This window comes from Brevibacillus sp. Leaf182, from assembly GCF_001423865.2.
In the GTDB taxonomy this organism is placed as follows: domain Bacteria; phylum Bacillota; class Bacilli; order Brevibacillales; family Brevibacillaceae; genus Brevibacillus; species Brevibacillus brevis_C.
The window spans coordinates 274,471-299,310 of the sequence record NZ_LMPN02000015.1; the positions used below are offsets into that span (position 1 = coordinate 274,471).

The 24,840-nt window shown below is 48.0% G+C and carries 21 protein-coding genes, 1 pseudogene and 2 riboswitches; of the genes and pseudogenes, 5 read left to right on the forward strand and 17 right to left on the reverse strand.

The window, feature by feature from the left end; genetic code table 11:
• The first annotated feature begins 72 nt into the window (after positions 1–72).
• On the forward strand, positions 73–2,061 hold the full coding sequence (locus ASG16_RS04180) for a methyl-accepting chemotaxis protein (RefSeq protein WP_056486718.1): 1,989 nt from the start codon (positions 73–75) through the stop codon (positions 2,059–2,061).
• Between the two features lie 64 nt (positions 2,062–2,125).
• On the opposite strand, the gene ASG16_RS04185 is transcribed toward ASG16_RS04180, so the two are convergent.
• Genes ASG16_RS04185 through ASG16_RS04215 form a run of 7 tightly spaced genes read right to left on the reverse strand, consistent with a single transcriptional unit; the run spans position 2,126 to position 8,375 of the window.
• Positions 2,126–2,845 (reverse strand): glycerophosphodiester phosphodiesterase, encoded by a 720-nt coding sequence (locus ASG16_RS04185; protein WP_056486716.1) that lies wholly within the window; start codon positions 2,843–2,845, stop codon positions 2,126–2,128.
• 30 nt (positions 2,846–2,875) lie between these two features.
• Entirely contained in the window at positions 2,876–4,204 is a 1,329-nt protein-coding gene (locus tag ASG16_RS04190; protein ID WP_056486713.1) for an ABC transporter substrate-binding protein, read from the reverse strand.
• 47 nt (positions 4,205–4,251) lie between these two features.
• A complete protein-coding gene (locus ASG16_RS04195) occupies positions 4,252–5,079 on the reverse strand; it encodes a carbohydrate ABC transporter permease (RefSeq protein ID WP_048035177.1) in 828 nt (275 codons plus the stop codon).
• A 26-nt stretch (positions 5,080–5,105) separates the two neighbouring features.
• The gene (locus ASG16_RS04200) at positions 5,106–6,062 is read right to left on the reverse strand and encodes a carbohydrate ABC transporter permease (RefSeq protein WP_056486709.1); all 957 of its coding nucleotides are present in this window, start codon (positions 6,060–6,062) and stop codon (positions 5,106–5,108) included.
• Positions 6,062–7,129 (reverse strand): ABC transporter ATP-binding protein, encoded by a 1,068-nt coding sequence (locus ASG16_RS04205; RefSeq protein WP_056486708.1) that lies wholly within the window; start codon positions 7,127–7,129, stop codon positions 6,062–6,064. Before ASG16_RS04205 ends, ASG16_RS04200 begins: the two co-directional genes overlap by 1 nt.
• A gap of 6 nt (positions 7,130–7,135) precedes the next feature.
• Complete coding sequence (locus ASG16_RS04210) at positions 7,136–7,798, reverse strand: HAD family hydrolase (protein ID WP_056486706.1); 663 nt, start codon at positions 7,796–7,798, stop codon at positions 7,136–7,138.
• Positions 7,776–8,375 carry a glycerol-3-phosphate responsive antiterminator gene (locus tag ASG16_RS04215; protein WP_048035181.1) on the reverse strand — a complete coding sequence of 200 codons (600 nt, stop codon included), beginning with the start codon at positions 8,373–8,375 and terminating at the stop codon, positions 7,776–7,778. The genes ASG16_RS04210 and ASG16_RS04215 overlap by 23 nt, the downstream gene beginning before the upstream one ends.
• A 299-nt stretch (positions 8,376–8,674) precedes the next feature.
• Between ASG16_RS04215 and ASG16_RS04220 the strand changes: the two genes are divergently transcribed.
• Positions 8,675–10,399 carry a SulP family inorganic anion transporter gene (locus ASG16_RS04220; RefSeq protein ID WP_056486703.1) on the forward strand — a complete coding sequence of 575 codons (1,725 nt, stop codon included), beginning with the start codon at positions 8,675–8,677 and terminating at the stop codon, positions 10,397–10,399.
• Positions 10,400–10,423: 24 nt separating this feature from the next.
• Complete coding sequence (locus ASG16_RS04225; RefSeq protein ID WP_048035183.1) at positions 10,424–10,750, forward strand: ArsR/SmtB family transcription factor; 327 nt, start codon at positions 10,424–10,426, stop codon at positions 10,748–10,750.
• A 321-nt stretch (positions 10,751–11,071) separates the two neighbouring features.
• On the opposite strand, the gene ASG16_RS04235 is transcribed toward ASG16_RS04225, so the two are convergent.
• The 7 genes from ASG16_RS04235 to ASG16_RS04265 all read right to left on the reverse strand — a co-directional run bounded on the left by ASG16_RS04235 (position 11,072) and on the right by ASG16_RS04265 (position 19,087).
• Positions 11,072–11,797: a nucleoside phosphorylase gene (locus ASG16_RS04235; RefSeq protein ID WP_056486700.1), complete on the reverse strand. Its 726-nt coding sequence runs from the start codon at positions 11,795–11,797 to the stop codon at positions 11,072–11,074.
• Between the two features lies 1 nt (position 11,798).
• Complete coding sequence (locus tag ASG16_RS04240) at positions 11,799–12,467, reverse strand: sulfite oxidase-like oxidoreductase (protein ID WP_056486697.1); 669 nt, start codon at positions 12,465–12,467, stop codon at positions 11,799–11,801.
• Between the two features lie 40 nt (positions 12,468–12,507).
• Complete coding sequence (locus ASG16_RS04245) at positions 12,508–13,422, reverse strand: ABC transporter permease (protein WP_048035186.1); 915 nt, start codon at positions 13,420–13,422, stop codon at positions 12,508–12,510.
• Entirely contained in the window at positions 13,409–14,479 is a 1,071-nt protein-coding gene (locus ASG16_RS04250) for an ABC transporter permease (protein WP_056486694.1), read from the reverse strand. The genes ASG16_RS04245 and ASG16_RS04250 overlap by 14 nt, the downstream gene beginning before the upstream one ends.
• Positions 14,454–15,983: an ABC transporter ATP-binding protein gene (locus ASG16_RS04255; RefSeq protein WP_056486691.1), complete on the reverse strand. Its 1,530-nt coding sequence runs from the start codon at positions 15,981–15,983 to the stop codon at positions 14,454–14,456. Before ASG16_RS04255 ends, ASG16_RS04250 begins: the two co-directional genes overlap by 26 nt.
• Positions 15,984–16,105: 122 nt before the next feature.
• A complete protein-coding gene (locus ASG16_RS04260; RefSeq protein WP_056486688.1) occupies positions 16,106–17,134 on the reverse strand; it encodes a BMP family lipoprotein in 1,029 nt (342 codons plus the stop codon).
• Between the two features lie 200 nt (positions 17,135–17,334).
• Positions 17,335–17,457, reverse strand: a riboswitch (SAM riboswitch).
• Between the two features lie 154 nt (positions 17,458–17,611).
• Complete coding sequence (locus ASG16_RS04265) at positions 17,612–19,087, reverse strand: methyl-accepting chemotaxis protein (RefSeq protein WP_056486685.1); 1,476 nt, start codon at positions 19,085–19,087, stop codon at positions 17,612–17,614.
• 155 nt (positions 19,088–19,242) lie between these two features.
• Between ASG16_RS04265 and ASG16_RS04270 the strand changes: the two genes are divergently transcribed.
• The gene (locus tag ASG16_RS04270; RefSeq protein WP_056486682.1) at positions 19,243–19,860 is read left to right on the forward strand and encodes a PdaC/RsiV family protein; all 618 of its coding nucleotides are present in this window, start codon (positions 19,243–19,245) and stop codon (positions 19,858–19,860) included.
• Between the two features lie 206 nt (positions 19,861–20,066).
• Positions 20,067–20,480 (forward strand): MarR family winged helix-turn-helix transcriptional regulator, encoded by a 414-nt coding sequence (locus tag ASG16_RS04275; protein ID WP_048035192.1) that lies wholly within the window; start codon positions 20,067–20,069, stop codon positions 20,478–20,480.
• Between the two features lie 219 nt (positions 20,481–20,699).
• On the opposite strand, the pseudogene ASG16_RS04280 reads toward ASG16_RS04275, so the two are convergent.
• The 3 genes and pseudogenes from ASG16_RS04280 to ASG16_RS04295 form a co-directional block, all read right to left on the reverse strand.
• Positions 20,700–20,918, reverse strand: a pseudogene (locus tag ASG16_RS04280) (FAD-dependent oxidoreductase); the annotation flags it as partial.
• 585 nt (positions 20,919–21,503) lie between these two features.
• Positions 21,504–22,583 (reverse strand): hypothetical protein, encoded by a 1,080-nt coding sequence (locus ASG16_RS04290; RefSeq protein ID WP_056492441.1) that lies wholly within the window; start codon positions 22,581–22,583, stop codon positions 21,504–21,506.
• Between the two features lie 610 nt (positions 22,584–23,193).
• Complete coding sequence (locus ASG16_RS04295) at positions 23,194–24,627, reverse strand: NAD(P)/FAD-dependent oxidoreductase (RefSeq protein ID WP_111914371.1); 1,434 nt, start codon at positions 24,625–24,627, stop codon at positions 23,194–23,196.
• 52 nt (positions 24,628–24,679) lie between these two features.
• A riboswitch (purine riboswitch) is annotated at positions 24,680–24,779 on the reverse strand.
• Positions 24,780–24,840: the final 61 nt, after the last annotated feature.

The following is a 24,840-nucleotide window of genomic DNA, read 5'->3' on the forward strand; positions in this document are numbered from 1 at the left end:
AGACTGCTGAGTAAATCTCAGCAGTCTACCTGTTTCTATTTCGCAATCACGGATTAGGAGTGGAAAAACCCTATGTTTTTGTTCAACAAGCTCAGGAACAAAATGATCCTTTGGTTTCTCGTCGTGGCCGTCATTCCACTTACTGCCGTTTCGTTGTTTATCACGAGCAGCTTTTCATCCATACTGATTGATAAACAAAAATCATCCTATGTTGACCTTACTTCTAGTACAGCCATAGCTATGGATCAATATCTGGACCGGCGTATGACAGAAATTCAGATTTTAGCCCGTACCGCGGATATTCAATCCGATGATGCAGCGGCAAAAAATGAATTCATCCGCAAGTTTACCGAGGAAATGAAACTGTATGACGGAAATACGTTTATCGCAAGCGATGGAAAAGTAACGGCTGATACATTCCCCAAAAGCGTTGGAATCAATCTTGCCGAGCGCCAATTCTTCAAAGACGGTATGCAGGACAAGTCCAGCTTCTCCGATGTTCTTGTTGCGAAGACAACCGGCAATCGCTCTATCATCGTCGCTTCCCCTGTAAAAACGAAAAACAATGAGAAACTTGGTGTCTTGACCGGGCTCGTCAATGTAGATGACTTCACAGCTACATTTCTCAAAGATTTGAAAGTAGGCAACGATGGTTATCCGATTCTCGTTGATAACAAGAACCAGATTCAGTACCATCCTACCGAGGATCTGATCGGAAAACCGCTTGAGGAATCCGCTCTGCCGCAACCATTACAGGAAATCCTTAAATCAGGAAAAACAGAAAAGGGCTCATACAGCTACTCGGACAACGGCAAGGAATACGTTGTCACCTATTCCCCCATTCCCAAGACCAACTTTGGTTTGTATCTGCATATCCCTGTCGAATCCATAACGTCTGCGGTTTCATCCGTTACCACCATGGTTACGATCATTGTCATCGCTGTTGTTGCTGTTGTGATCGCAATCGCATACGCTGTTTCCCTGCAAATCTCACGCCCTATTGCGGCAGTCGCCTCTGTGGCTAATCGCATTTCCGAGGGTGAACTGACTGTACAACCCTTGCAAATTCGAACCAAGGATGAGGTTGGACAGCTATCCCAATCCGTAAACACAATGGTGCTCAACCTGCGAACGATTATTCAACAAGTAAATGATACAGCTTCAGATCTTGCTTCTTCAGCAGAGGAATTGTCGGTCAACGCCGACCATACGAGCAAGGCTACCGAGCAAATTGCAATCACGATTCAGGAAGTAGCTTACGGTGCAGAAAAGCAAGTGAAGAGTGTAGAGGAAAGTGTCACCGCAATTCAAGGCGTATCGACAGGGGCTCAGCAGGTTGCCACGAATGCACAGCAAGCTGCCGAATCAGCTTTGGACGCTTCCCAAATTGCAGTCGAAGGCAATCAGGCCCTTCAGGTCGTCATCAGCCAGATGCAATCGATCGAGAGCACTGTCGGCAACATTGCCGATATCGTCAAACGATTAGGAAACAGCTCGCAGGAAATCGGGCAAATCGTCCAAGTCATCACCGCCATAGCTGAACAAACAAATCTGTTAGCGCTTAACGCAGCTATTGAAGCGGCGAGAGCTGGTGAACAGGGGCGCGGATTCGCCGTGGTGGCAGACGAAGTGCGCAAATTGGCTGAGCAGTCCGCACAATCAGCGCAACAGATCAAACTGTTGATTACGACGATTCAGCTCGAATCCAACCAGGCTGTCCTTTCGATGGAACAGGGCACCCAAGAGGTCGCCACTGGACTTACGGTCGTTAACCATGCAGGCAAGTCCTTCGAACAGATCCAAGATGCTGTCACGCAGGTGGCAAGCCAAATTCAAGAAGTAAAGGCTTATTCTGAGCAAATGTCTTTGGGCACTAAACAGGTAGTAGAATTGGTCAGTGTCATTGAAGAAGTAGCGGAGAATTCTGCTGACGGAACACAAAGCGTGTCGGCCGCCACAGAAGAACAACTGGCAGCTATGGAAGAAGTCAGTTCATCAGCTACTTCCCTGGCAAAAATAGCCGAAGAACTGCAATCTCATGTAAGCAAATTCAAGATATAGTCCAAACAACGAAAAGAAAGAAAGCCGCCTGGCATATTGCTCGGCGGCTCTTTCCTACTTGCGCTTACACAAACTCCCACATCCGGTCAGGATGGTTCGTGCAAATTTGAACCTCGGGATGCCACGAAATGACTTCGCAGATATGCTTCGGATCATCCAGCGTCCACGCGATGACTTTGAAGCCTTTTTCGATCGCGGCTGCGGTTAGCTCTCGAGTCAGGAACGGATATCCCATGGAGAGGATCGTAGCACCTGCTGCCTCCATCTGTTCCAGCATGAGTACAGGGCGGCCATATACAATCAGGCCTGTCTCCACTTCTTGATCGAGTGTGCGGACGTGACGGATCAAATCGTGGTCAAATGAAGTCAGGTGCACCTCTTGCTTCATTCCATGCTTTTCTACAAGCGCGAGCACCTTTTCCGCGATACCCGGGTACATGTCACTTGTTGCTTTCAATTCGATATTTAGCGTGCAGCGACCTTTTACTGCGATCAGCACTTCCTCTAGTGTAGGGATTTTTTCGCCCGCAAACTTGTCACCAAACCAGCTACCTGCATCCAGCTCACGCAGCTCGGCCAAGGTATGATCCATGACCAGACCGCGGCCATTCGTCGTGCGTTCCAGCGTAAAGTCATGAATCAGCACCGGAACACCGTCACGCGTCAGTTGAACATCAATTTCCATTGCTTTGATAGCTGGCTCTGCCAAAGCCAGACGAATCGCTGTCATTGTATTTTCCGGGGCTTTGCCTGACCACCCGCGATGTGCCATACAAATGTTCATTTCGCCAGCTCCTCTATCATTTCGTTTCTGTTATTTCTTCAAAAGCTTGCTGCCTTTTTCCGTTGCCGCCTGCATCGCTTCATCTACGGTCGCTTGGCCAAGCATCGCACGCTGCAGTTCTTTTTGGATCACATCCTGCAATTCTTTGTAGCCTGGAGCCATTGGACGTGGATAGCCGTATTGCAGTTGATCTACCGCGACCTTGAAGTTTGGCTCTTTTTCGTAGAATGCCTTCATTTCAGCCGAATCAATGGCTTCTGTCGTGACAGGCATATAACCGGAAGCGATTGACCACGGAACCGTTTGCTCGGTATCGGTCATCCACTTCATGAACTCCCACGCTGCTTTTTTCTCTGCATCGGTCGACTTCGCCAGCATCACGAGATTCGCGCCGCCCGTTGGCGTACCAAACGTTTTATTGGCTGGCAAGAAAGCTGCACCCATGTCAAATTTGGCATTTTTCTTCAATTCCGTCAAGGAACCTGTCGAGGTAAAAATCATGCCCACTTTTTGATTCAGGAAGTCTTGCTCCGCTACATCCCACGCATTGTAGTTCTCTCCTGGAGGGTTTTTCATAATGCCTTCCTTCACCATTTTGGACCAGAGCTCAAGCGGTGCTTTTCCTGCTTCGTTGTTGATTGTCAGCTCCTTGCCGTTCTCACTCAGGATGTTGCCCCCGCCTTGGAAAACAAGCGCTTCGTAGAACCAGATATCAACAGGCGTCGAGAAGCCGTACCGGGTAATTTTGTCTCCTTCTTTTTTGCTCAGCTTTTGCGAGAAGCTGACGAGCTCATCCCATGTTTTCGGACCGTTTGAATCAAGTCCAGCTTCTTTTAACATATCGCGATTGATGTACAGCAGTGGAGTGGAGCGGTTAAATGGTACTGCGTACAGCTTGTCATTCCAATAAGAGTTTTTCATGAGACCTGGAATGTACTTCTTTTCATCCCCTTGCGAGTAGGGCGTCAAATCTTCCAAAACCTTTGCATCCGCAAATGCTGCGATCGAAGCGATCTCGACCATCGTGACATCTGGATTGTTGCCCGCTGCTACAGATGCCAGTACCTTGGAGTGGTTCTCTTGATACGCACCTTGGTAGGCCGGTTTGACGATAATGTCTTTATGTGTTTCATTGAATTTTTTGACCATATCCTCGATGGTTTTCCCACGAACGCCACCCAACGCATACCAGAAATCAATTTGGACAGGGCCGCTGGATTCTGTAGACGCTGCTGGCTGAGAAGTGCTGCCTGTACTCGCAGACTGTTCTTTACCAGATGATCCACATCCAGCCAACACACCTGACAAACCGATAGTCAATGCACATAGAATCGTTCCAGTCTTTTTCAATGAAAACATGGTTTGATTTCCTCCCTATTGTGATCCGATAATTTGACTTCCTTTTATTATTTGGATTGATAGATGAACGCTTTGATAATATGCCGTTGTGCCACGAAGAAAATCACGAGAATCGGTAGAATAAGAATCATGTTGCCAGCCATCATGACGTTCCACAAGGTTCCGCCGTCGGACATGTGCAAGCTGGATATTCCGATTGGCAAGGTGCGTACCTCGTCGCTGTTGGTCATAATCAGCGGCCAGAAATAGTCGTTCCAGTGGTAAATAAAGCTGAATAGTCCGAAGGTGACCAGCACTGGTTTCGCCATCGGGACCATGATTGTCCACATGATCTTCCATTCGGACGCGTTATCCAGACGTGCTGCCTCGATCACTTCATCGGGCACCTGCATGAATGCTTGCCTGAGCAGGAAGATTCCGAAAGCACTGGCTGCGTACGGCAGGATGAGCGACCATAGCGTGTTGACGAGTCCCCAGCCACTCAATTGCACGTAAATCGGCAAAAAGATGACTTGTCCGGGAATCATCAAGACAATCAAGACAAGACCAAACAACAGATTGCGACCGGGAAACTTGTAGCGTGCGAAAGCGTAAGCCGCAGGCACCGCCGTCAAAAATTGCAGGACCAAAATACCTACCGCAACCAGAATGCTGTTCCACGTATACATAAGGAACGGACCTGATTCCCACGCTTGGGCGAAGTTGCTCCACTCCCACGTCTCAGGCAAAAGCGTCGGGGGAAACTGCCGGACCTCTGGCATCGTTTTGAAAGCCGTTGATGCCATCCACAGAAACGGGAACACAAACAGGAAAGCCACGATCAAAAGTCCAATCCATTCCACGGTCTTGCGTGAAGCCAAAACCACTCGATACATGCTGCTCCTCCTTTCTCACGAGTTCATCAGCGATAATGCACGCGCTTGGACATCACCAGGAAATGCAAAGCTGTTAAAATCCCTACCAGTATCAGCAAAATGACAGAGGCAGCCGAAGCAATCCCGCCATTATAGAAGTCCATGCCCTGCTCGTAAATGTAGTAGACAAGCATGTTCGTACTATTGATTGGACCACCCTGCGTCATAATGGCAATCGTGTCAAACGCTTGAAAGGATGAGATCGTATTGATAATGAGCAAAAAGAAAATCGTCGGTGACAGCATCGGTATCGTAATCCGTCTCAGTGTTCGCCACCACGGCGATTGATCGAGCGCTGCCGCCTCGTATATATCGCCCGGAATGCTTTGCAGTCCTGCGATGAAAATGAGCGTGTTATAGCCGACACCTTTCCAAATGCTGACGATGATCAGTGATAATAAGGAGCTTTTTGGGTCAGTCAGCCACGTATACGCAGGCAATCCGACTGCTTCCAGTCCTGCGTTCAACAAGCCAAACTGCGGGTCCATCAGCCACATCCACAGCATCGAGACAGATACCAGCGAAATGATGTGAGGACTGAAAACAGTCGCCTGAATAATGCCATACACCTTTGCCTTTTTGTTCAGCCAGAGGGCGAGCAGAAAGGATAGCGTCAAGCCGATCCCCACTGTCGCAATGGTAAAGACCGCGGTATTTCCCAATACTTGATGAAAATCTCCGTCTACCATCAAGTCCTGATAGTTTTGCAAGCCTACCCATTCCATTTGCTCCAAATTGATCAATGACCAGTCCTGAAAGCTCAAATAAATGATCGAGCCAATTGGGTAAAAGAAGAACAGGACAAAGCAAATCAATGCGGGTGCCAGATACAAGTACGGACGCAGTCGGGATGCGAGGTCAGACCATGCAAAGGCCTGTGAACGCACTGCTGTTTTCGACTGGCTTACACCCGGCAACTCCTGTACAGTTGCCGCTTTTCGCATCAGCTATCCCCTCCTGCACGTGTCGATACAGGCTCTCGTCCACTCATGCGACCCACTCGTTTTCCGCTCCCTTTTTCAAACACATAGATGTACTCCCACGGTACAGTGACCGTGACCGAGGAGCCGACCTGCATCGCTACCTCCGAGTCCGCTTTGACGATGACCCTGCCTTTTTCCGTCTCTACATGAAGGAGCGTGTCTGAGCCGAGAATTTCTCTGGATACGACCTGACCTCGTGCGTTCCACATTTCTTCGCTCGTAATGGCAGAGACACCAACAGGCAACAACACTGCTTTTTCCGGGCGGAATCCCCATACATGCTCACTCTTGCCCTCCGCAGAAACAATATTCATTGGCGGAGAACCGATAAATTGGGCAACAAACAGATTTTCCGGCTCCTGATACAAATCCATCGGGGTCGCTACTTGCATAATGTGTCCGTCATTCATGACGACGATCTGATCGCCCATGGTCATCGCCTCTACCTGATCATGTGTCACATAGATGAAGGTGCTGCCGAGCTGCTTGTGCAGGCTCGTCAATTCCACACGCATCTGATTTCGCAGCTTCGCATCGAGATTGGAGAGCGGTTCGTCCATCAGGAAGACCTTTGGCTTTTTCACCATGGCTCGCGCGAGTGCAACACGCTGCCTTTGACCACCGGAGAGCTGAGAAGGCTTGCGCTTGAGATAATCGGATAGCCCGACGATTTCTGCGATCTCCTCTACCAGCACCTGACATGCCTTTTTCGATGTTCCACGGTTTCTCAAGCCATAGGCGATGTTGTCGTACACGTTCATGGTTGGGTAGAGGGCGTAATTTTGAAAAACCATCGCAATATCACGCTTGCCAGGTGGCAATTGGTTCACTGTTTGATCACCGATTATGATTTTGCCGTCCGTCACTGTTTCCAAGCCAGCGATCATCCTGAGTGTGGTTGATTTCCCACAGCCGGACGGACCTACCAGAACCGTAAAGGAGCCGTCTGGAATGACCAAATCCAATCCTTTGACCACGCTTTGATTCTGAAAGGCTTTCGTTACCTGCTCCAACACCACACGTGCCATCTGATTTTATTTCCCTCCTTGTGCCTTTGCGGCCAGCATTTCCGTAACAAATGTCTCGAAATCGGCGTAACGGTAATCCGGAGAAGCGTAGAGCCATTTCTCTTGTCCGTACCACTCCAGCACGACAGATTGCACGCCTGCTCCTACCGCAGCCAATACATCATAGCGACTGTCACCGATCATCATGGCTTGCTCGGGACTTTTACCCAGCGCTCCCAAAGCTTTTTGTACAGGCTCAGCCGACGGCTTGCCTCGTGATACATCATCGACGGTGACGATTGCCTCAAACAGATGCTCAATCCCCGCCATCTCCAGACCAGCCAATGTAAACTCCCGTTGCTTGTTCGTGACGATTGCCAACGTGAAACCCGCCGCCTTCAGCTTTTCCAACCCTTCGCGAACAAATGGAAACAGTTTGACGTGTTCTTCATGATGCTCCCGCACATAGGCGAAGTATCTCTGTAGCACTTCCTTTTTGTCAGGGACGCCTGCTGCTGTAGCAACTGCCGCCAAAAAATCATCAAACGATTCGCCAAAACGCGCGAGCAGCTCTTCCCTGCTAAAATGTCCCGGTGCATACTGCTCAGCAGTAAAAGCAACAGCATCCACGACCGCATCCCGACTGTCCAGCAAGGTCCCGTCCAAATCAAATAACAACGCTTGAATCAAGGTTCTTACACTCCTTCCACAGCAGGGGGCTTCCGACTGAAACAGCTGTCGCTCCATGCTTTAATACTTCCTCCATCTGTTCCCGCTTGCGAATCAGCCCGCCAGAAATAATCGGGGTATCGATCACGCTTCGAAATTCTTCGATAAACTCCGGCAGCAAACCAGGCATCAGCTCAACAGCGTCAGGCTGTGTATCTTGTAGGGAAGTTAGGCCTGATTTAATCGAGTCGCTATCGACCAAAAACAAGCGCTGAATCGTCAGCAGGCCTTGCTTTTTCGCCAGCTTGACCAGTGTATTGCGCGTAGTGACGATCCCGTCTGGCTTGACGTAATGCGCCAGAAATGCGATGCCTTCCCGGTCATGACTGATTCCGCCAATCCGCTCCAAATGAAGAAATACAGGAATATTTTTCGACTTAAAATAATCCACGTAGCCTTTGATCACACCAATGTTGCCAATCGAGAGTACCGCAGCACTCAAATTTGCCTCTGCCGCTTTTTCCAGGTACTTCGCTTCTTTTACGGAAGCGATTAGCTTGTATTGTGCCAGTCTTGCATGAAATTGTTCCTGGTTCACTCGCTTTAGCCTCCTTATGCCCAATACAAAAAACCCTGCGACATGACAATGCCAAAGAACTCTCGATGAAAGTGCTTGGAAAGGCTGTCGGGGGTTTCTCCATGGCTCCAACCGAAGGGATGTGTTCACTTGTTACTTTGAATGGTACTGTACGAGCGTTAAGGAATCTTGAAGCGAATGTTAATAAACGGAAAAGTTCCTGTAAGGATGGAATTGACGGAATGGAAGAGCGGATGTATGATCCATCTATATTCAAATAATCAAATATTCGAAAATACTAAAAGAGAAGGGTTGCAATCATGAAGTGGGCACCAAGATTCGAAGGCTACGATCTCGTTTCCTTTCGAAAAGACTGTGTATCAGGGTTAATCGTCGGCATTATCGCAATACCATTGGGGATGGCATTTGCTATCGCCTCCGGAGTAAAGCCTGAATACGGGATTTACACGACCATTATCGCCGGAATATTGATTTCTCTCTTGGGCGGTTCCCGCTTTCAAATCGGAGGACCTACTGGCGCTTTTATCCCGATATTATTTGCAATCGTCATGCAATACGGTTATGCAGACCTGCTCCTTGCCGGATTCATGGCAGGGATTCTCCTTGTTCTCATGGGGGTTCTACGGCTGGGAGGGCTGATCAAATTCATTCCGCGCCCCGTCATCATCGGATTCACCTCGGGGATTGCCGTTATCATCTTCTCCGGTCAAATTGCCAACTTTCTCGGCCTGGAGCAGTTGCAAAGACATGAGGATTTTTTGTCCAACATGGGGGAAATTCTCCTTCATCTGAACACGATTAATGTATACAGCGTAGCCATCGCTCTCTTGAGTCTCGCCCTTATTTTGGTGACTCCTCGATTCCTCCGAAGCATACCGGCCTCTCTCGTTGGACTCGTAGTCTCTAGTATCGTTTCCGTCCTCTTTTTGGAAGGAAAGGTAGCGACGATTGGCTCCACCTTCGGAGAGATACCGAGTACATTACCCGGCTTTCACTTTCCTGAAATCACATGGGAACGAGTCCAAAAGTTACTGAGTCCAGCCCTGATCATTGCTATACTAGGAGCGATAGAATCTTTATTGTCCGCTGTCGTCGCCGATGGGATGACACGCAGTCGCCACAACAGCAACCGGGAATTAATCGGCCAAGGAATTGCCAACATCGTGGCCCCGTTATTTGGGGGAATTCCGGCTACTGGTGCGATTGCGAGAACAGCCACCAACATTCGAACCGGGGCAACCTCCCCCATGTCTGGCATCATTCATGGTCTGGTTGTTTTGCTCATCCTCGTGCTGTTCGCCCCTTACGCCTCGCATATACCGTTGGCGAGTATGGCCCCGATCTTGATGCTGGTTGCCTGGAATATGAGTGAGCGCAAGGAATTTGCCCACATGCTAAAAGCGAAGACGAGCGATTCTCTGGTGCTGGTGCTCACCTTCCTTTTGACCGTTTTCACTAATTTAACCGTTGCCATTGAAGTGGGATTGGTGCTGTCTATCCTGTTATTTGTCAAACGAACGCGTGATAGCTTGCGGGTAGCTCAGGTGCTGCCTGATCCCTCTTCCAAGCACGACAAGGTCATGCCACATATGGTTACCGAGGGGCACGATTGCCCGCAAATCAGCATTTACACGATTGAGGGGCCACTCTTTTTCGGGGATGCCGACTTGTTTGAAAGCTCCCTCACGCAAACCCTTCAGCGACATCCAAAGGTATTGCTGCTGCGGATGGGAAAAGTCCCCCTGATGGACATGACCGGGGAAGCGAATTTGTCCCGGATTGTGAAACAATGTATGGACCAGCGGACAACAGTCCTTATTTCTGGAATCCAATCTGGCCCCAAGAAAATCTTGCAGCGTACGGGGTTATATGGCCTCGTAGGCGAAGCACACTTTTTTACTCATACTGGAGACGCGATAGCGTATGCCCTTAGTCTTCTGGATACTGGGAAGTGCCTCGGATGCAAGCATTTTGCCTTCCGCGAATGCACGCACCTGTCCGCCCCTACTGAAACTTCCACATGATGTTACGATCGGAGGAACCTGTCATTGAATTTGGAACTACAGCAATTTAAAGCGAATTTTTTCAAGGCGTTGGGACATCCCCTGCGGATTCGGATTCTGGAGCTGCTGGCGGAAGGAGATAAGAATGTAAACGAGCTTCAGACACTCATCGGGAGTGAAGGCTCGGCTGTTTCCCAACAGCTCGCTATTTTGCGGAACAACAATATCGTGTACGGAACGAAGGACGGAAACAAAGTCACCTACTCGCTGCGTGATCCGATGATCATCGAGCTATTGAGCGTGGCCAGACAAATTTTTAACAATCATTTGATTGATACGATCTCGATGCTGGATCGTTTTAATGAGGGATAATCGCTTTGGTTTGAGTCAACATAGGGGAGGAGGGAAAAAGCACAGTTCTCTTCGACTCTGACACGCTCTCAAGGGGGATTCTCTGGCCGTCTACACTGCAAAAAGGGGACCGTCGAGCCAAAGCCACCCTACGGGCGGAAGCTTTTCAAAGAAGAAGTGTTCGACAAGCGTGGTCCCCTTTTTGCAGTTCCGACTGGGTTGGCGTTGTCAAGGTCTACGAGCTCTGTGCTTTTTCTTCTCACCAGCTTTGTTGGTTCATCGATGCCTTTTAAAACTATAAAAAAGCCCAGGACTTGTAATCGTCCTGGGCTTACCTAATTTTTAATGAGAAACCGCAATAACCGCATCCAGTGCAATCAACGCTTCTGCTTCAATGGCTTTTGCCATCACATCGGTGTGCGGGTTATACGATTCGAGCAGGTCTGCATCTGCATACCCGTCGATCGCCAAAATCGAGCCTGCCTTCATTCCACGAAGCGCCGCAATCACGAACAGGGCGGTGTTTTCCATCTCGACTGCCAAAACGCCTGCTTTTTGGTATAGCTTGTGCGGGAATTCCAACACTCCACTGTAAAAGACATCGAGCGTCAGCGTGATTCCTTCGAATACCTTCAAGTTTGATGCGTTTGCTCCCGCTGCTTGTACGAGCGCGTCCACGACATGGCGATTGGCAACAGCCGGGAATCCCGCCGGAACCAACTGACTGGTCAAGCCGTCTTGGCGAACCGCTGCGGAGCTGATGACGAGGCTGCCTGTCTCGATTTCTTTTTGGTATGACCCGGCAGTTCCTACGCGAATAATGACCTGAACACCGCCCTTCGCCAGCTCCTCGAAGCATACGGCTGCTCCTGGTGCACCTACACCATGGCTCACCACTGCTACCTCGACACCTTTCCACGTACCCGCATAGCTGTGATACTCACGGTTTTCCCCGATTTGACGCTGATCGTCGAGTTTCGAAGCAATTAAGGCTGCACGTTTTGGATCACCGCACACGATGACGCGCTTTGGCAGTTGTTCTGGATCTACCTTTAGATTCGTCAACATCTCAATCGAACTCCTTTTTCTCCCACTCATCCTCTGGTATCGGCAACGCTTCACCGGAGAACCGCTCTTCGCGGAACGGGTCTGCGATTAAGTGAAAGCCATTTTGCTCCCAGAAGCCGGGCTTGTTTTCCGTCATAAATTCAATTCCCCTGATCCACTTCACGCTTTTCCAGAAATATAGATGAGGAACAACCAGGCGAAGCGGCCAGCCGTGCTTGTCCGTCAGTCGCTCTCCATCAAAGGAATGAGCCAGCAGCACATCATCACGCTCCAGATCAGCGAGCGGCACATTGGCAGTATAGTCGTGATCACCGTGCAGCATCACAAAGCTCGCTCGCGGAGTCACACCAATCGCCTGTAGAAAATCACGAAAACGCACGCCTGTAAATGCATTGTCAAAACGGGACCAGCGCGTCACGCAGTGAATGTCGCTCGTCACTGTCACTTGCGGCATCGCCATGATCTCTTCGTAGGTGAGCGTCACTTCCCGGTCTACCTCTCCGAAAACGCGCAGCGTCCATTCATTCATGTCATACACGGGCACGTCTCCCTCATGCAAAATGGGAAAGCGCTCTGTCAGGATTTGTCCTGGTGGAAGTCGTCTGGCGAGTCCCGGTCCCACTGGGGCGGGTACCTTCATTCTTTTAATCCGATCTGCCTTGTTGTTCATCTCGCATTTCCCCTGTCTTCGCTGTCTATATGGCCTGTGTTTAACGGGTGCTCTGCTGATTGTCGCTGCCGATCTGACTCTTGTTCTTCAAGAAGAACATCGCCACAATCGTCAGCACGTATGGCAGCATAGCCGTAAATTGCGTCGGAAGCGAAAAGCCCTGCAAACGAATACTAAGGGCATCCATCAACCCGAACAAAAAGCTGGAGGCCAAAATACCGAGTGGATGCGACTGCCCCATCATCATCGCTACCAATGCGATGAAGCCCCGACCAGCCGTCATACCTTCTGTAAACATTGTGACTTGCCCCAGTGAAAGCTGTGCCCCTGCAATCCCGCACAAAGCGCCACTCATCACAATCGCCAGCACCTGAAGTCCCGTCACTTTCAGACCGAGACTGCGCGCCGCAACAGGATTCAGACCAACTGCGAGGACGCGGAAGCCCGTAACCGTCCGATAAAAAAACACATACAACAGAATGGCAGCCAAAAACGCAAAATACACGAGCGGCGAATGACCAGAGACAATGCCTCCGATGACCGGAATATCGTGAATGAAAGGAATCTCGACGGTTGGCAAGCCAGCCATATCCTTATCGTAAAAGGCCCCTTTGACACCGAAAATCGCCCGCAGTGCAAATGTCGTCAATCCCAACGCGAGAAAGTTAATCGCCACACCGACGACGATTTCATTCGCCCTAAGCTTGATCGTCATGTACGCGAATAAGAGCGAAAAGACAACGCTGACCAGCGCTGCAATCAAAACGGCCAGAAAGAGATTCCCGGTAAAATGATTACCGACAATCGCGGAAAAGGCACCGACCAGTACCAATCCCTCCAGGCCAACATTAAAAATTCCGACACGTGCGCAGAGCGCTCCACCCAAAGCTGCCAACAAGATTGGCGTGACCATCCGAATGGTAGAACTGAGGAGGGACCAATCAAAGAGCTCCATGCGATTCCCCTCCTTTTGCCTTCCGCTTTTTCCACCAATCGTAGCTGAACTTGGCAGAGATGAACAAAATCAATACGGCTTGTATAACACTTGCCAGCTCCAGCGGCACATCCGTATTGCGCTCTACCCCCATGGCTCCTGTCTGAAAAGCAGCAAGCAGAATCGAAGTCACAATGATGCCAAGTGGGTGCGAGTTCGCAAGCAGAGCTGCCATCAGGCCCGTCCAGGCGAAGCCCGGTACAGTCAGCGCCCCGTCCACAAAACGATAGTGCGCCCCCATTACCTCGACGGTTCCCGCCAAGCCAGCCAGTCCACCACTGGCAAACATCCCGGTCAGCATCACCCGAATGCGATTAATTCCTCCGTATTGAGCAAACAGCGAGTTTTGACCCAGCATCTTTACTTCATAACCAAAAGGCGTAAAACGAAGTACCCAGAACAACAGCAGCGCTGCAACGATCGCAAACAAAAACCCTGCATGCACGCTCATCCCGGCAAACAGCTTCGGAAGCCAAGCGCTTTTCTCTAGCATGACGGTCTGCGCCAGTGCCGCAGAACCCGAGCGATCCCGGAATGGCTCCGTCACGAGATAGCTCGCAAACAATACCGCGATGTAGTTGAAAAGCAACGTAGAGATGAGCAACGGAATACGAAAGCGGGCTTCCATAAAGCCCGGCAGCAACGCCCAGAACCCGCCGACCGCCATTCCTGCGAACATACCCGCCACAATTTTGATCATTCCCGGCGCTGGCAAGTAGATCGAAACTAATGCAGCACTGACGGCACCCAGCACCATTTGCCCTTCCGCCCCCAGGTTGAATACCCCTGCCCGAAATGCAAGGGAAAGACCCAAGGCAATCAGCATGATAGGCGTGGCTCTCGCTAATGTAGATGTAAAGAAATAAAAACTGCCAAAGGCCCCTTTCCACATTTCCTGGTAGGTGCCCAAGATCGATTCGCCAACTGCAGCAATGACCAGCGCCCCGGTCAACAAACCGATGACGACAGCCAATAACGGCTGAACCAATGACTTAGATAGCTCTTTGATTGCTGCCATGAATGCTTCCTCCCGCCATGATCACGCTGATTTTTTCTTCGGTTGCCTCCAGGCGTGAAAGCTCTCCAGCGATTCGCCCTTTATACATGACCAAAATCCTGTCAGACAAGGCGAGAATTTCGGACAACTCGGAGGAGACGAGCAAGATCCCGTCTCCCTGATTGCGCTTTTCGATCAGCGCCTGATGGATGTACTCCATGGCACCGATATCCACCCCGCGCGTAGGCTCAGCCGCAATCAAAAACGGGGTTTCGTGTCCCAGCTCCCTTGCTACGATCAGCTTTTGCAAGTTTCCACCTGACAGATTCCCAGCCAGCTCCTGCAATTGTCGGGAGCCAGTCTTGATGGCGAACTGCTCTACCCAGCCTTTTACGACTTGGCGGAATTTCTCCCGCAAAACGACGCCACGGCGGTTGTAAGCAGACTTTCGCTGATAGCCCATCAACGCATTTTCCTCGACGCTTGAGAGTTTGGCAGTTCCCCACAGGTAGCGATCCTCCGGAATATGCGCCAAGCCCGCATCCCGAATAGTGGCAACTGATTTGTTCGTCACGTTCTTGCCGCCTAATCGCACCGTGCCCTCCTGTGCCGCTCGCAAGCCGCTGATCGCTTGCAGCAGCTCCGATTGTCCATTCCCGGACACACCTGCGATTCCTACGATTTCCCCGTGGTGCACGGTAAAGCTGACTTGATCGAGCAGAGTCTGCTTTTCTCGAACCGAGAGATTCTCCACCTGCAACAAGGGGCCTTTATCCAGAGGAAGTCGCTCAGCTAACTCCTGCAATTCACGTCCGACCATCAGTCTGGCTAAATCGTCCGCGTTGGTTTCTGTACGGGAAACCGTTCCTGTCACTTTGCCCCCGCGCAGTACTGTAATACGATCAGCTACCTCCATGACTTCCTGCAACTTATGTGTAATCAAAATGACGCTCTTGCCGCTCTTTGCCAGGTTTCGAATCGTTTGCAGCAGGTCGCGTACCTCCAGTGGGGTAAGGACAGCAGTCGGCTCGTCCAGCACGATAATATCCGCTCCCTGATACAGGACCTTCAGAATTTCGACCCGTTGCTGTTCCCCAATCGAGCAATTCGCTACCTTAGCCTGCGGATGAATCGGAATGCGATACTGCTCACTCAGCGCCCGCACCTTGTCCTCCGCGTCCTTTCTTTTGAAAAAACCCGCTTGCTTCGGCTCGTATCCGATCACGATATTTTCAGTCACACTGAATTCTCCGAAGAGCATAAAGTGCTGGTGAACCATCCCGATCCCTTTTCGAATCGCATCCTCTGGTCCGCGAAAAACGACTGGCTTACCGTTTAACACGATCTCTCCCGACGTCGGCTGCTCCATCCCGTACAGCATCCGCATCAGTGTCGTTTTGCCCGCTCCATTTTCCCCGACAATCGCGTGGACTTCTCCTGCTGCCAGTGAGAACGACACCTTGTCGTTGGCGGTAAAATCTCCGTACTTCTTGGTCATGGCCCTCATTTCCAAGCGATCGGTCATTCCCACTCCCTCATTTCTGTACGTCCTTTTATGAAAATGGAAGACCGACTACACAGCCGTAGTCGGTCACATCCATCACTGTGCACAAGCTATAAATAAACGTTCAGCACCGAGCTACCTTTTTAAAACTGGTCTGGTACTTTGCGAGTGCCCGCTACAATCTCATCGCTGATCGCTTTCACTTTATCCACCACTTCTTGTCCAATAAAAGCATGCAAAGGCGTTTTGCTTTCGTGCGTTACATAGGTTACACCAACACCTTTTTCCTTCAGGCCGTACGCAACAACACCTGGTTTGAATGTTCCTTCTACAAAGGTCTTCACGGTTTCATAAGCTGCCGCGTCAGTCCCTTTCAATTGGGACAGAACAATATGCTCTGGATCAATCGTCGTACGGTCAACGTCCTGACCTGCTGTGAAGAAGCCTTTTTCCTTCGCTGCCTCGAAAACGCCAAGGTCGCCTACTGCTGCTGCACCGTTAATGAAGTCAGCGCCTTTGGAAGCTTGGAGCAAAGCCAATTCCTTCGCTTTTGCCGGGTCAGTGAAGCTACCTACATAGTTGACCATCAGCTCTGCTTTTGGATTCGTCGCTTTCAAGCCCTCTTCGAAGCCAACTGTCCATTTTTTCAACTGCGGGATATCAAGAGCGACAACCATGCCCACTTTGTTCGTTTTCGTTGCCAGACCTGCTGCTGCTCCCACCAGGTAAGCCGCTTCCTGCTCACGGAAGGTAACACTGCGAACGTTTGGCAAATCCACTACAGTATCAATAATCGCAAAATTACGGTCAGGATTTTCGGTAGCTACTTTTTTCAATGCATCCTCTGATGTAAAGGAAGAAGTGATGATCAAATCATAATTTTCTGCAACAGCCACGCGCAAATTCTCTTCAATCGCTCCATGGTCCGTAGATTCAATCGTTTTCACTTCTGCACCCAGCTCTTGTGCGGCTTTCTTCGCACCCTCATCCATTTGTTGGAAGAACGGATTCACACCGATTTTCTCGGGCAAAATCAAGGCAATTCGCTTTTTGGCTGCGCCCTCTTGTCCTGCTGCTTGTCCCCCTGGCTGATCAGCAGGTGCGCTTGTGCCAGTCGAGCACCCTGTTGCCAATACTGCGAATGTCGTTAATGCGAGCAATAGCTTCTTCATGATGTATCTCTCCCTATCCGAACTTTACGTTTTTCTTTATCCTATTAGGTAATGTACGGCTTTTTACCCATTTTTTCAATACCATTTACGAATATTCTCTTATAAAATTAATTCATCGTTCGTATATTCCCCCTCGTCTTTAACAAATACAACAAAAAAACTCTCCCCGGAGGAAGAGTTTGCGTACGTAGCCATTCTCTTCCTCATCTGTCAAAACCATGGTACAGGTTTTGCAGGAATTGGCACCTTTCTGTTCATGCATAGACATGATCAGTGGTTGCCGGGCATCATCGGGCCAGTCCCTCCGCCGCTCTTGATAAGGTAGGTGAATATATTTAGTTACAATGGAATTCATTCTAGCAGAACGGTTCAAAAATGCAATTCTTTTTTCTCAATTCCAAACACTTCTAAAAGTACATCGAAGTTTAAAAAGTCGTCTTTTTAGCACCGAGAAATTGGCGAGAACCACGGCCCCTACTATTTTACGTGAAAGGTTTGCTGGAGACGATGAGACAACGTATTCAACTCGCCCAGCTCTTCCGTAATCTCACGCACTTTTTGATGCTGGTTTTCTGCTGTCGCAAACAGCTCTTCCAAGTTCGCTACGGATTCCTCGGTTACCGCTGTAATGGTCGACATCTCGATGGCAACTTCACCGGAACGCACTTTTACCCGGTCCATGCTGGAGCTTACTTGATCAGCCGCTTCCAGGAAGGCCATCATCCCCGCACGCACTGCTTCGATGGAGGCCACTGTTTTCACGGCCAGCTCTTGGCCTTTTGCAACAGACGTTTCCCCATTGCTCATATGCTGCACCGCATTCTCACTTTCCTGATGGAGAGATTTCAAAATGTCGGTAATTTCCTGCGTAGCTGTCGCGCTTTGTTCCGCCAGCTTGCGTACCTCATCCGCGACAACAGCAAATCCACGTCCATGCTCGCCTGCACGCGCCGATTCAATCGCTGCATTCAGCGCCAAGAGATTCGTTTGTGTCGCGATCTGATTAATCGCGCCGACAATTTCCTCTACGCGATTCGCCTGCCGATTGAGCTGGTGAATCGTAGAGGCTGCTACATTGACTGCCTGCACAATTTGCTCCATCTGCAAGGACAGCTCGTTCATCATCTGAACACTATCTATCAGACGACGGTTGTTTTGTTGCGATTCCGTTTTCATTGCATTGGTCTGTGTTGTGACTGCCTCGATTTCCTGGTCGATGGATTGAACCTCTTCTTCGATCTTCACCGTAGAATTCGCCTGCGATTCCATACCGACGGCGACTTCCTTGAAGGCTACCATCATTTCATCTGTATTGCGCTTCGTACCTTCCGCATGCTCATGAACATGATCGCTTGTACGATCCAGTTGCTCCGTCATTTCCTTGATGTTCAAAAGCATTTCTTCCAGACGGCGCTCCTTCTCTTCCGCTTCCTGCCTTGCGTCGTGCGCTTTTTGCAGGGAGGCTTGTCCGGCGAGACACAGATACGTGACGGCTCCCATCATCATGAGAATCGCTACGATCCGCACACCCAGATTAAGCTCGGAAAAATCACCGTTGAAAATCTCGTACGTTCCCGTATAAAACCCGACAACCGTGACGACGATTTGGGCAATTCCCGCTGTTACTACCAGCTTCCAGTCCAAATAGGCTGCCAAAAAGCCCATGACGATGAAGGCGAGGAACGAAACCTCTTGATAAGTGGTAAAGTGATCGAATGAAATCGCATAAAACATGAGTCCGATTGCTACCAGATAACGAATCACATGACTATCTTTGCGAATGAAATAATACGGCGAAACAATTAAAGTGACCAGCAATCCCAAGGACGTCACTTTCCAGAAGTTCACATCCATTTGGTAGGCAATGAGTCCCGCCATCCATAAATGATTCCATAGGATGAAAATCATAAAGCCTTCTTTGTCAGTCAAGGTATTGCGAATCAATTGAATCATAATTGCCCCCCTTTTTCCTATTACTTATGTATCGGATTCTTTCCCCATTATATAGCCAAACCTTTGCCAAATTTGTGAAAAAAGTGAGAACAGCCAAAAACAATTTCGAATAGGCTATTACACAACTCACACGTACAGGAGGCAACCGGAGAAAAGTGGAACTCAATCAATTGCCAGCTACTGTGCTGACACGGACGATTAGCCGTCCGAACACCACGATTTACTATCCCCAATTGGCAGGCTTATCCAATCAGCAAGCAGAAAAAGAGATCAACCGGGCGATTTCTCAAACGGTTCAAGGCTTAATTCACGAGCAGCAACGAGTCCAGGTGCCGGGAAATACAGAAATGCAAGGAAGCTACGAGATCAAGACAAACGAACGCGGTATTTTCAGCGTCGTGTTGAGCAACTACGCCTACACACCGCAAATGGCTCACGGCATGACCTTCCTCGGGTCGATCACCGCAGATATCCAAACAGGCAAGCTGTATACGCTGCGGGAATTGTTCAAGCCAGGAAGCGATTACGTCAAGGTGATTTCTGAAAACATCAAGCGTCAAATCAAAGAAAGAAACATCCCCACACTCAATGGCTTTACTTCAATTAAGCCCGATCAAGATTATTACCTCGCAGACAAAGCACTGGTCATCTACTTCCAGTTATACGAAATTACGCCCTATTACGTCGGTTTCCCCATGTTCCCCATTTCCGTCTATGAACTGGAGCCGCTCATCAATGAAAAAGGACCATTGAGCATCTTGTCCGCAGATTAGTGCACTGTACCACCGTAGTTTTCATCCAGGTGAGTGTCTTCTTCCATGACACTCGCCTGATTCTATTTGTGTCAGAAAATCCATTATTTCGTCATCGAATAAACGTTTACTTATATGTCCGGAACTGCTAGTATGTTATTGTACATATTTACTTAAGCAATAAAGCGTACGATATATCGAACCAGCTTTCCTGGAGGTATATACTCATGCAATATTATGGTCATCGAATTAGCCAAACCGCAAGAATATTCAGTAAATCGTTAAATGGGACGATGGCTCCCATGGGATTATACAGTTCGCAATGGGGTATTATCCTTTGCTTGCATTATCGAGAATCGCTCACACAGGTTCAATTGAGCAACTACCTGAATGTAGAAGCGCCGACGATTACCCGGACACTTACCCGATTGGAAGAGATGGGCTGGATTATTCGCTCAGAGGGTGATGACAAGCGTGAGCGCTATGTGTCCTTGTCCCCGCAAGCAGTCGAACGGTTCCCGGAATGGCTGGAGGCTGCCAAAGAGCAAGAAGAACTGGCACTCCGCGGCCTCGACGAAGCAGAACTCGCTATCTTTAACCGCGTATTGAAGAAAATGAACGATAATTTACAACCGTCGTAACAAGTAAAAATGACTTCACCCAAAAGCAGTTCGGTGAAGTCATTTTTTGTTAGCCATTCTTCCTTGTGCTATGAATAATGGGGTCGAGCTCTCTTGGTTGTCTGTAGAAGCAGGCCTGCTCCGGTTCCACCTGTCCTGATACGGTTTCGTCATGGAAAAAGGCTCCCCACCAAGCACAAGCGTGCCCGGCAAGAAGCCTCTATGTCATAATCGTATTCGTTATTGCATGCGTTTCGCGATATTGCGAGCCATCCAGACCCCAGCAGCTCCGGCCTGGGCCAGACCACGCGTAATTCCGGCACCATCCCCGCCACAGAACAATCCCTTAATTTCTGTTTCGAATTCCTCAGTCAGTTTTGGACGAGCCGAGTAGAATTTCGCTTCCACTCCGTAGAATAATGTATGCTCGGAAGCGATTCCCGGCGTTACCTTGTCCAGTAACATCTGCTACTCAATTTTTCGTATTCATCCGGCCAATATTGGTCTTGTAAGGGTTCCCGTTGTTGCAAAAGATTGTCGGATGCAGGAGAAGTCATTTATTAATTTCAATGTTATTTCCGGTCTTTTGAGGACGAATAAGACGCACTATCTCATCGCTCAACCAAAACAGGAAAGAATTGAATAGTGCATATTTCCAAAATGGCTCAGAGTATTCAATAAACGAAGCGAGATCAATCTTATCATTTTGATGTGAGAATAGTAAAAATAAGGGAATAAATAGAAATGGGGTCAATACTAAAAAGGTTACTATAATCTGAAAAATGCATGATACGATCCAACGCGTACTCTTCAAATTTTCTGTGAGAGTATCCGATAATAATGATACAGGAGTTGAAACTACGAGGAATATTGTAACAACAACTAAACCATAAATAAATGCATAGAATACTGGATATTCTATATTCTTTAAAACAAATAAAATTATCGAAACAAAAGAGGAAATTAATAAGACGATGTACTTTATTTTCATATCTTTATTCCTCATCTATAGAATAAGCAGGGAGAGAACTCCCCTTATAGAATTTAATTTCCAATATCAAAAAAATTATCTAATGGAGGAAATAGCATATTAAAATCCACATGTACAGACCCATACTTTAGCTCCCAATTATTACTACTAGGCGTAATTATAAAGAATTCATGGCTAGGGGCGAAATCGTTTCCTCCAGTAATTCTATAACCACCTCCAAAAAATTTAGCATGGTAATAATAATCAATATCTGGTCCTGGTACTAGTGCATTGGGCGCGGCATGATCAAATACATACTCTACTTCTCCCTTTTTTGTGTCAACTAATGGTTCATATCTAAATTTTATATTTCTATCACTGGCTGTAGCTACCTTTACCAATTTGTAATTTGCATCATATCCTGTAGTGGGGTGAACGTCTATTTTTGTAATTCCAACAGTTGCTCCCGTACCATCAACGGAACAAAATATACATACTCGTAATTCAGCATGTGTACGATAACGATCGTCTTCAGCATCAAAGCTTCTATTTTTCCCATCTCCCCCGAAGTATGCATAGTTATAGTCAGGAAATGGATTAGGTACATAATCTTCTGGAATAAATGTTCTATATCTTAGTTGCCATTTCTTTGGAGCTGGTTTTGGGTTAGCAAACGCTTCGGTATCATTCAAATCTATCTCTCTCATGATGGTCAAAGTTTGATAAAAGCTATCTTCATTAATTAGTTTTTGATCAAACCCACTTTCTTTCATTTCCTGAAGCTTTGCATTCTTTGCGTCCTCGCTCATCAGTCTTTTAGAAACTATTTTATATACATATTTTTCTCCAGCATTTATCTGTTCATCTACCACTTTGCTCTCATTAGTTTCTTCTAAAAATTCTTCATCGCGATATATTCGATAGGTCTCCACACCATCGATATCTGGCCAATCAATCACTATCATTTTGTCGCTAGTTACCGTATCAATCTGCACGTTAGAAAGGGGATTTTCTTGCATTTTTTCTAGAGTGCCCTTTGATAACTTAGACATTAATTCCGTCTTTTTCTTAGGAAGAGTCATTGTTTTAACGTTAACTTGATCAATAATTTCTCCCTCTTCATCAAGTGCCTTAATAACATAGTGATACGGCATGGAGTCCTCTAAATTATCATGCTGATAGCTAACCTCTTCTCCCTCATAAATTAGTTCATCTCTTAAGAATAATTGGTAACTATCCCCAATATTATTCCAGGAGAGTTTGATTCGGTTTTCAGATGAAATAATAGGATCAAGCTCTAAGTAATCGATATTTTCAGCACTAACATAACTAAATGAGATTAAATTAAACTAAACATTACACCAGCCACAAAACTTCCCAATATTTTTTTCATTTTAGTCGTTTTTTCCTCCACCCAAAATGTGTAAATTACATATAAATGATAACTAATATTCAAATAAATGTAAATGTTAAATTCTCCACCTCTAACCCTTAGATAATTTATTACCATAAAGACATATCAAAAAGTATACAGTCACATAACGGTTTATTAATATGAAATATATCGCTAGGAATATACATACTTTTTCATGGCGGTTTTCTTCCTAACAGAGATATTCTTTAACTGCTATTAATGAAAAGACGTCACTAAACTACAAGAATAACACCAGCATTGACTTATAAGAACGAAATAATAAAAAAAGAACGTCTTGCCAAGCTGATATCACCTAGCAAGAAGCTCTCTTTACAATTATCGTTTTCTTTTTATCCTAGCCGTTTCGCGATATTGCGAGCCATCCAGACCCCAGCAGCTCCGGCCTGGGCCAGACCACGCGTAATTCCGGCACCATCCCCGCCACAGAACAATCCCTTAATTTCTGTTTCGAATTCCTCAGTCAGTTTTGGACGAGCCGAGTAGAATTTCGCTTCCACTCCGTAGAACAATGTATGCTCGGAAGCGATTCCCGGCGTTACCTTGTCCAGTGCTTCCACCATCTCGATCAGACTCTTCATCGTATTGTAAGGCAACACGAGTCCCAAGTCACCCGGTACCGCTTCCTTCAAAGTAGGCTCCAGGAAGCCTTCCTTAATACGCGCCTCTGTAGAACGGCGACCGCGCAAGATATCGCCGTATTTTTGCACGATGACCCCACCGTTTGACAGATCATTCGCCCGCTTGCAAATTTCTCTCGCGTACTCATTCGGCTTGTCAAACGGCTCTGTAAACGTATGAGATACCAAGAGCGCAAAGTTGGTATTCATCGAGCCCAGCGCCGGGTCTTTGTAAGAGTGCCCGTTTGCCGCCATCACTCCACTGTGATTTTCCACGACCACATGACCAGATGGATTGCTGCAGAACGTCCGTACACGCGTTCCGACAGATGTATTGAAAATGAATTTTCCTTCGTACAGGTGCTCATTGATTTCGCGCATGACGACATCGGATGTCTCCACACGTACGCCTACGTCGACTTGATTGTTGTACATTTTCAGACGGCGCTTTTTCAGGATATCAGTCAACCAAGCCGATCCATCACGGCCTGGTCCGATTACCACATAATCAGCTTCATACTCTTGGCCATTTTTCAAGACGACACCTTTTACCTGATGTCCGTCTGCTTCTTTCACCGTAATGATGTCCTCGACTTCTGTCTTGAACATCATGTCGACATGCTTTTTCAAATGCTCGAAGATCGACTGGAGAATCTCCAGGTTTTGCTCCGTTCCCAAGTGACGCACCTGCGCTCGCAACAGCTTGAGTCCGGCTGCATAGCCACGCTGCTCGATGCTCTTGATCGTCTCTGTGGTCGGGTCCGTAATCGACTGGGTAGCCCCATGCTCCAAATTGATTTCATCTACGTATTTGATCAGCCCAAGTACAGTGGAAGGGCTGAGATAGTCTGTCATCCAACCGCCAAATTCGGTGGTGATGTTAAATTTGCCATCGCTATAGGCGCCTGCTCCACCAAAACCACTGGTAATCGAACAGGCCGGCAAACAGCCTGCGAAATCTTTTTTTCCTGCTGGTGGTGGGCAGAGCTTGATTTTTTCCTCCAAGATCGGACAGCGTCTGCTATAAATGTCATGCCCTTTATCAATTAACAGCACCTTGGCATTCGGTGCTTTTCGCATTACCTCGTAGCATGTAAAAATCCCTGCTGGTCCTGCCCCTACAACGATCACATCATACTTATTCATTTCGTTCCCTCCCCGAAAAAATGCAAAAAATTCCCGGCCGACGAATAGGGTATACCAAAACTGCCCTATTCGTAGCCGGGAATTTACGGTTCCCTGTAGAGACCCTCAAACCATATTTCTGAGGATATACGAATACAAATCACTATTTCATTCGTCAAGCCTGTGTTGTTCTTCACAACAATATGTATAGTAGCTTATAAGGTGAATCAAGTC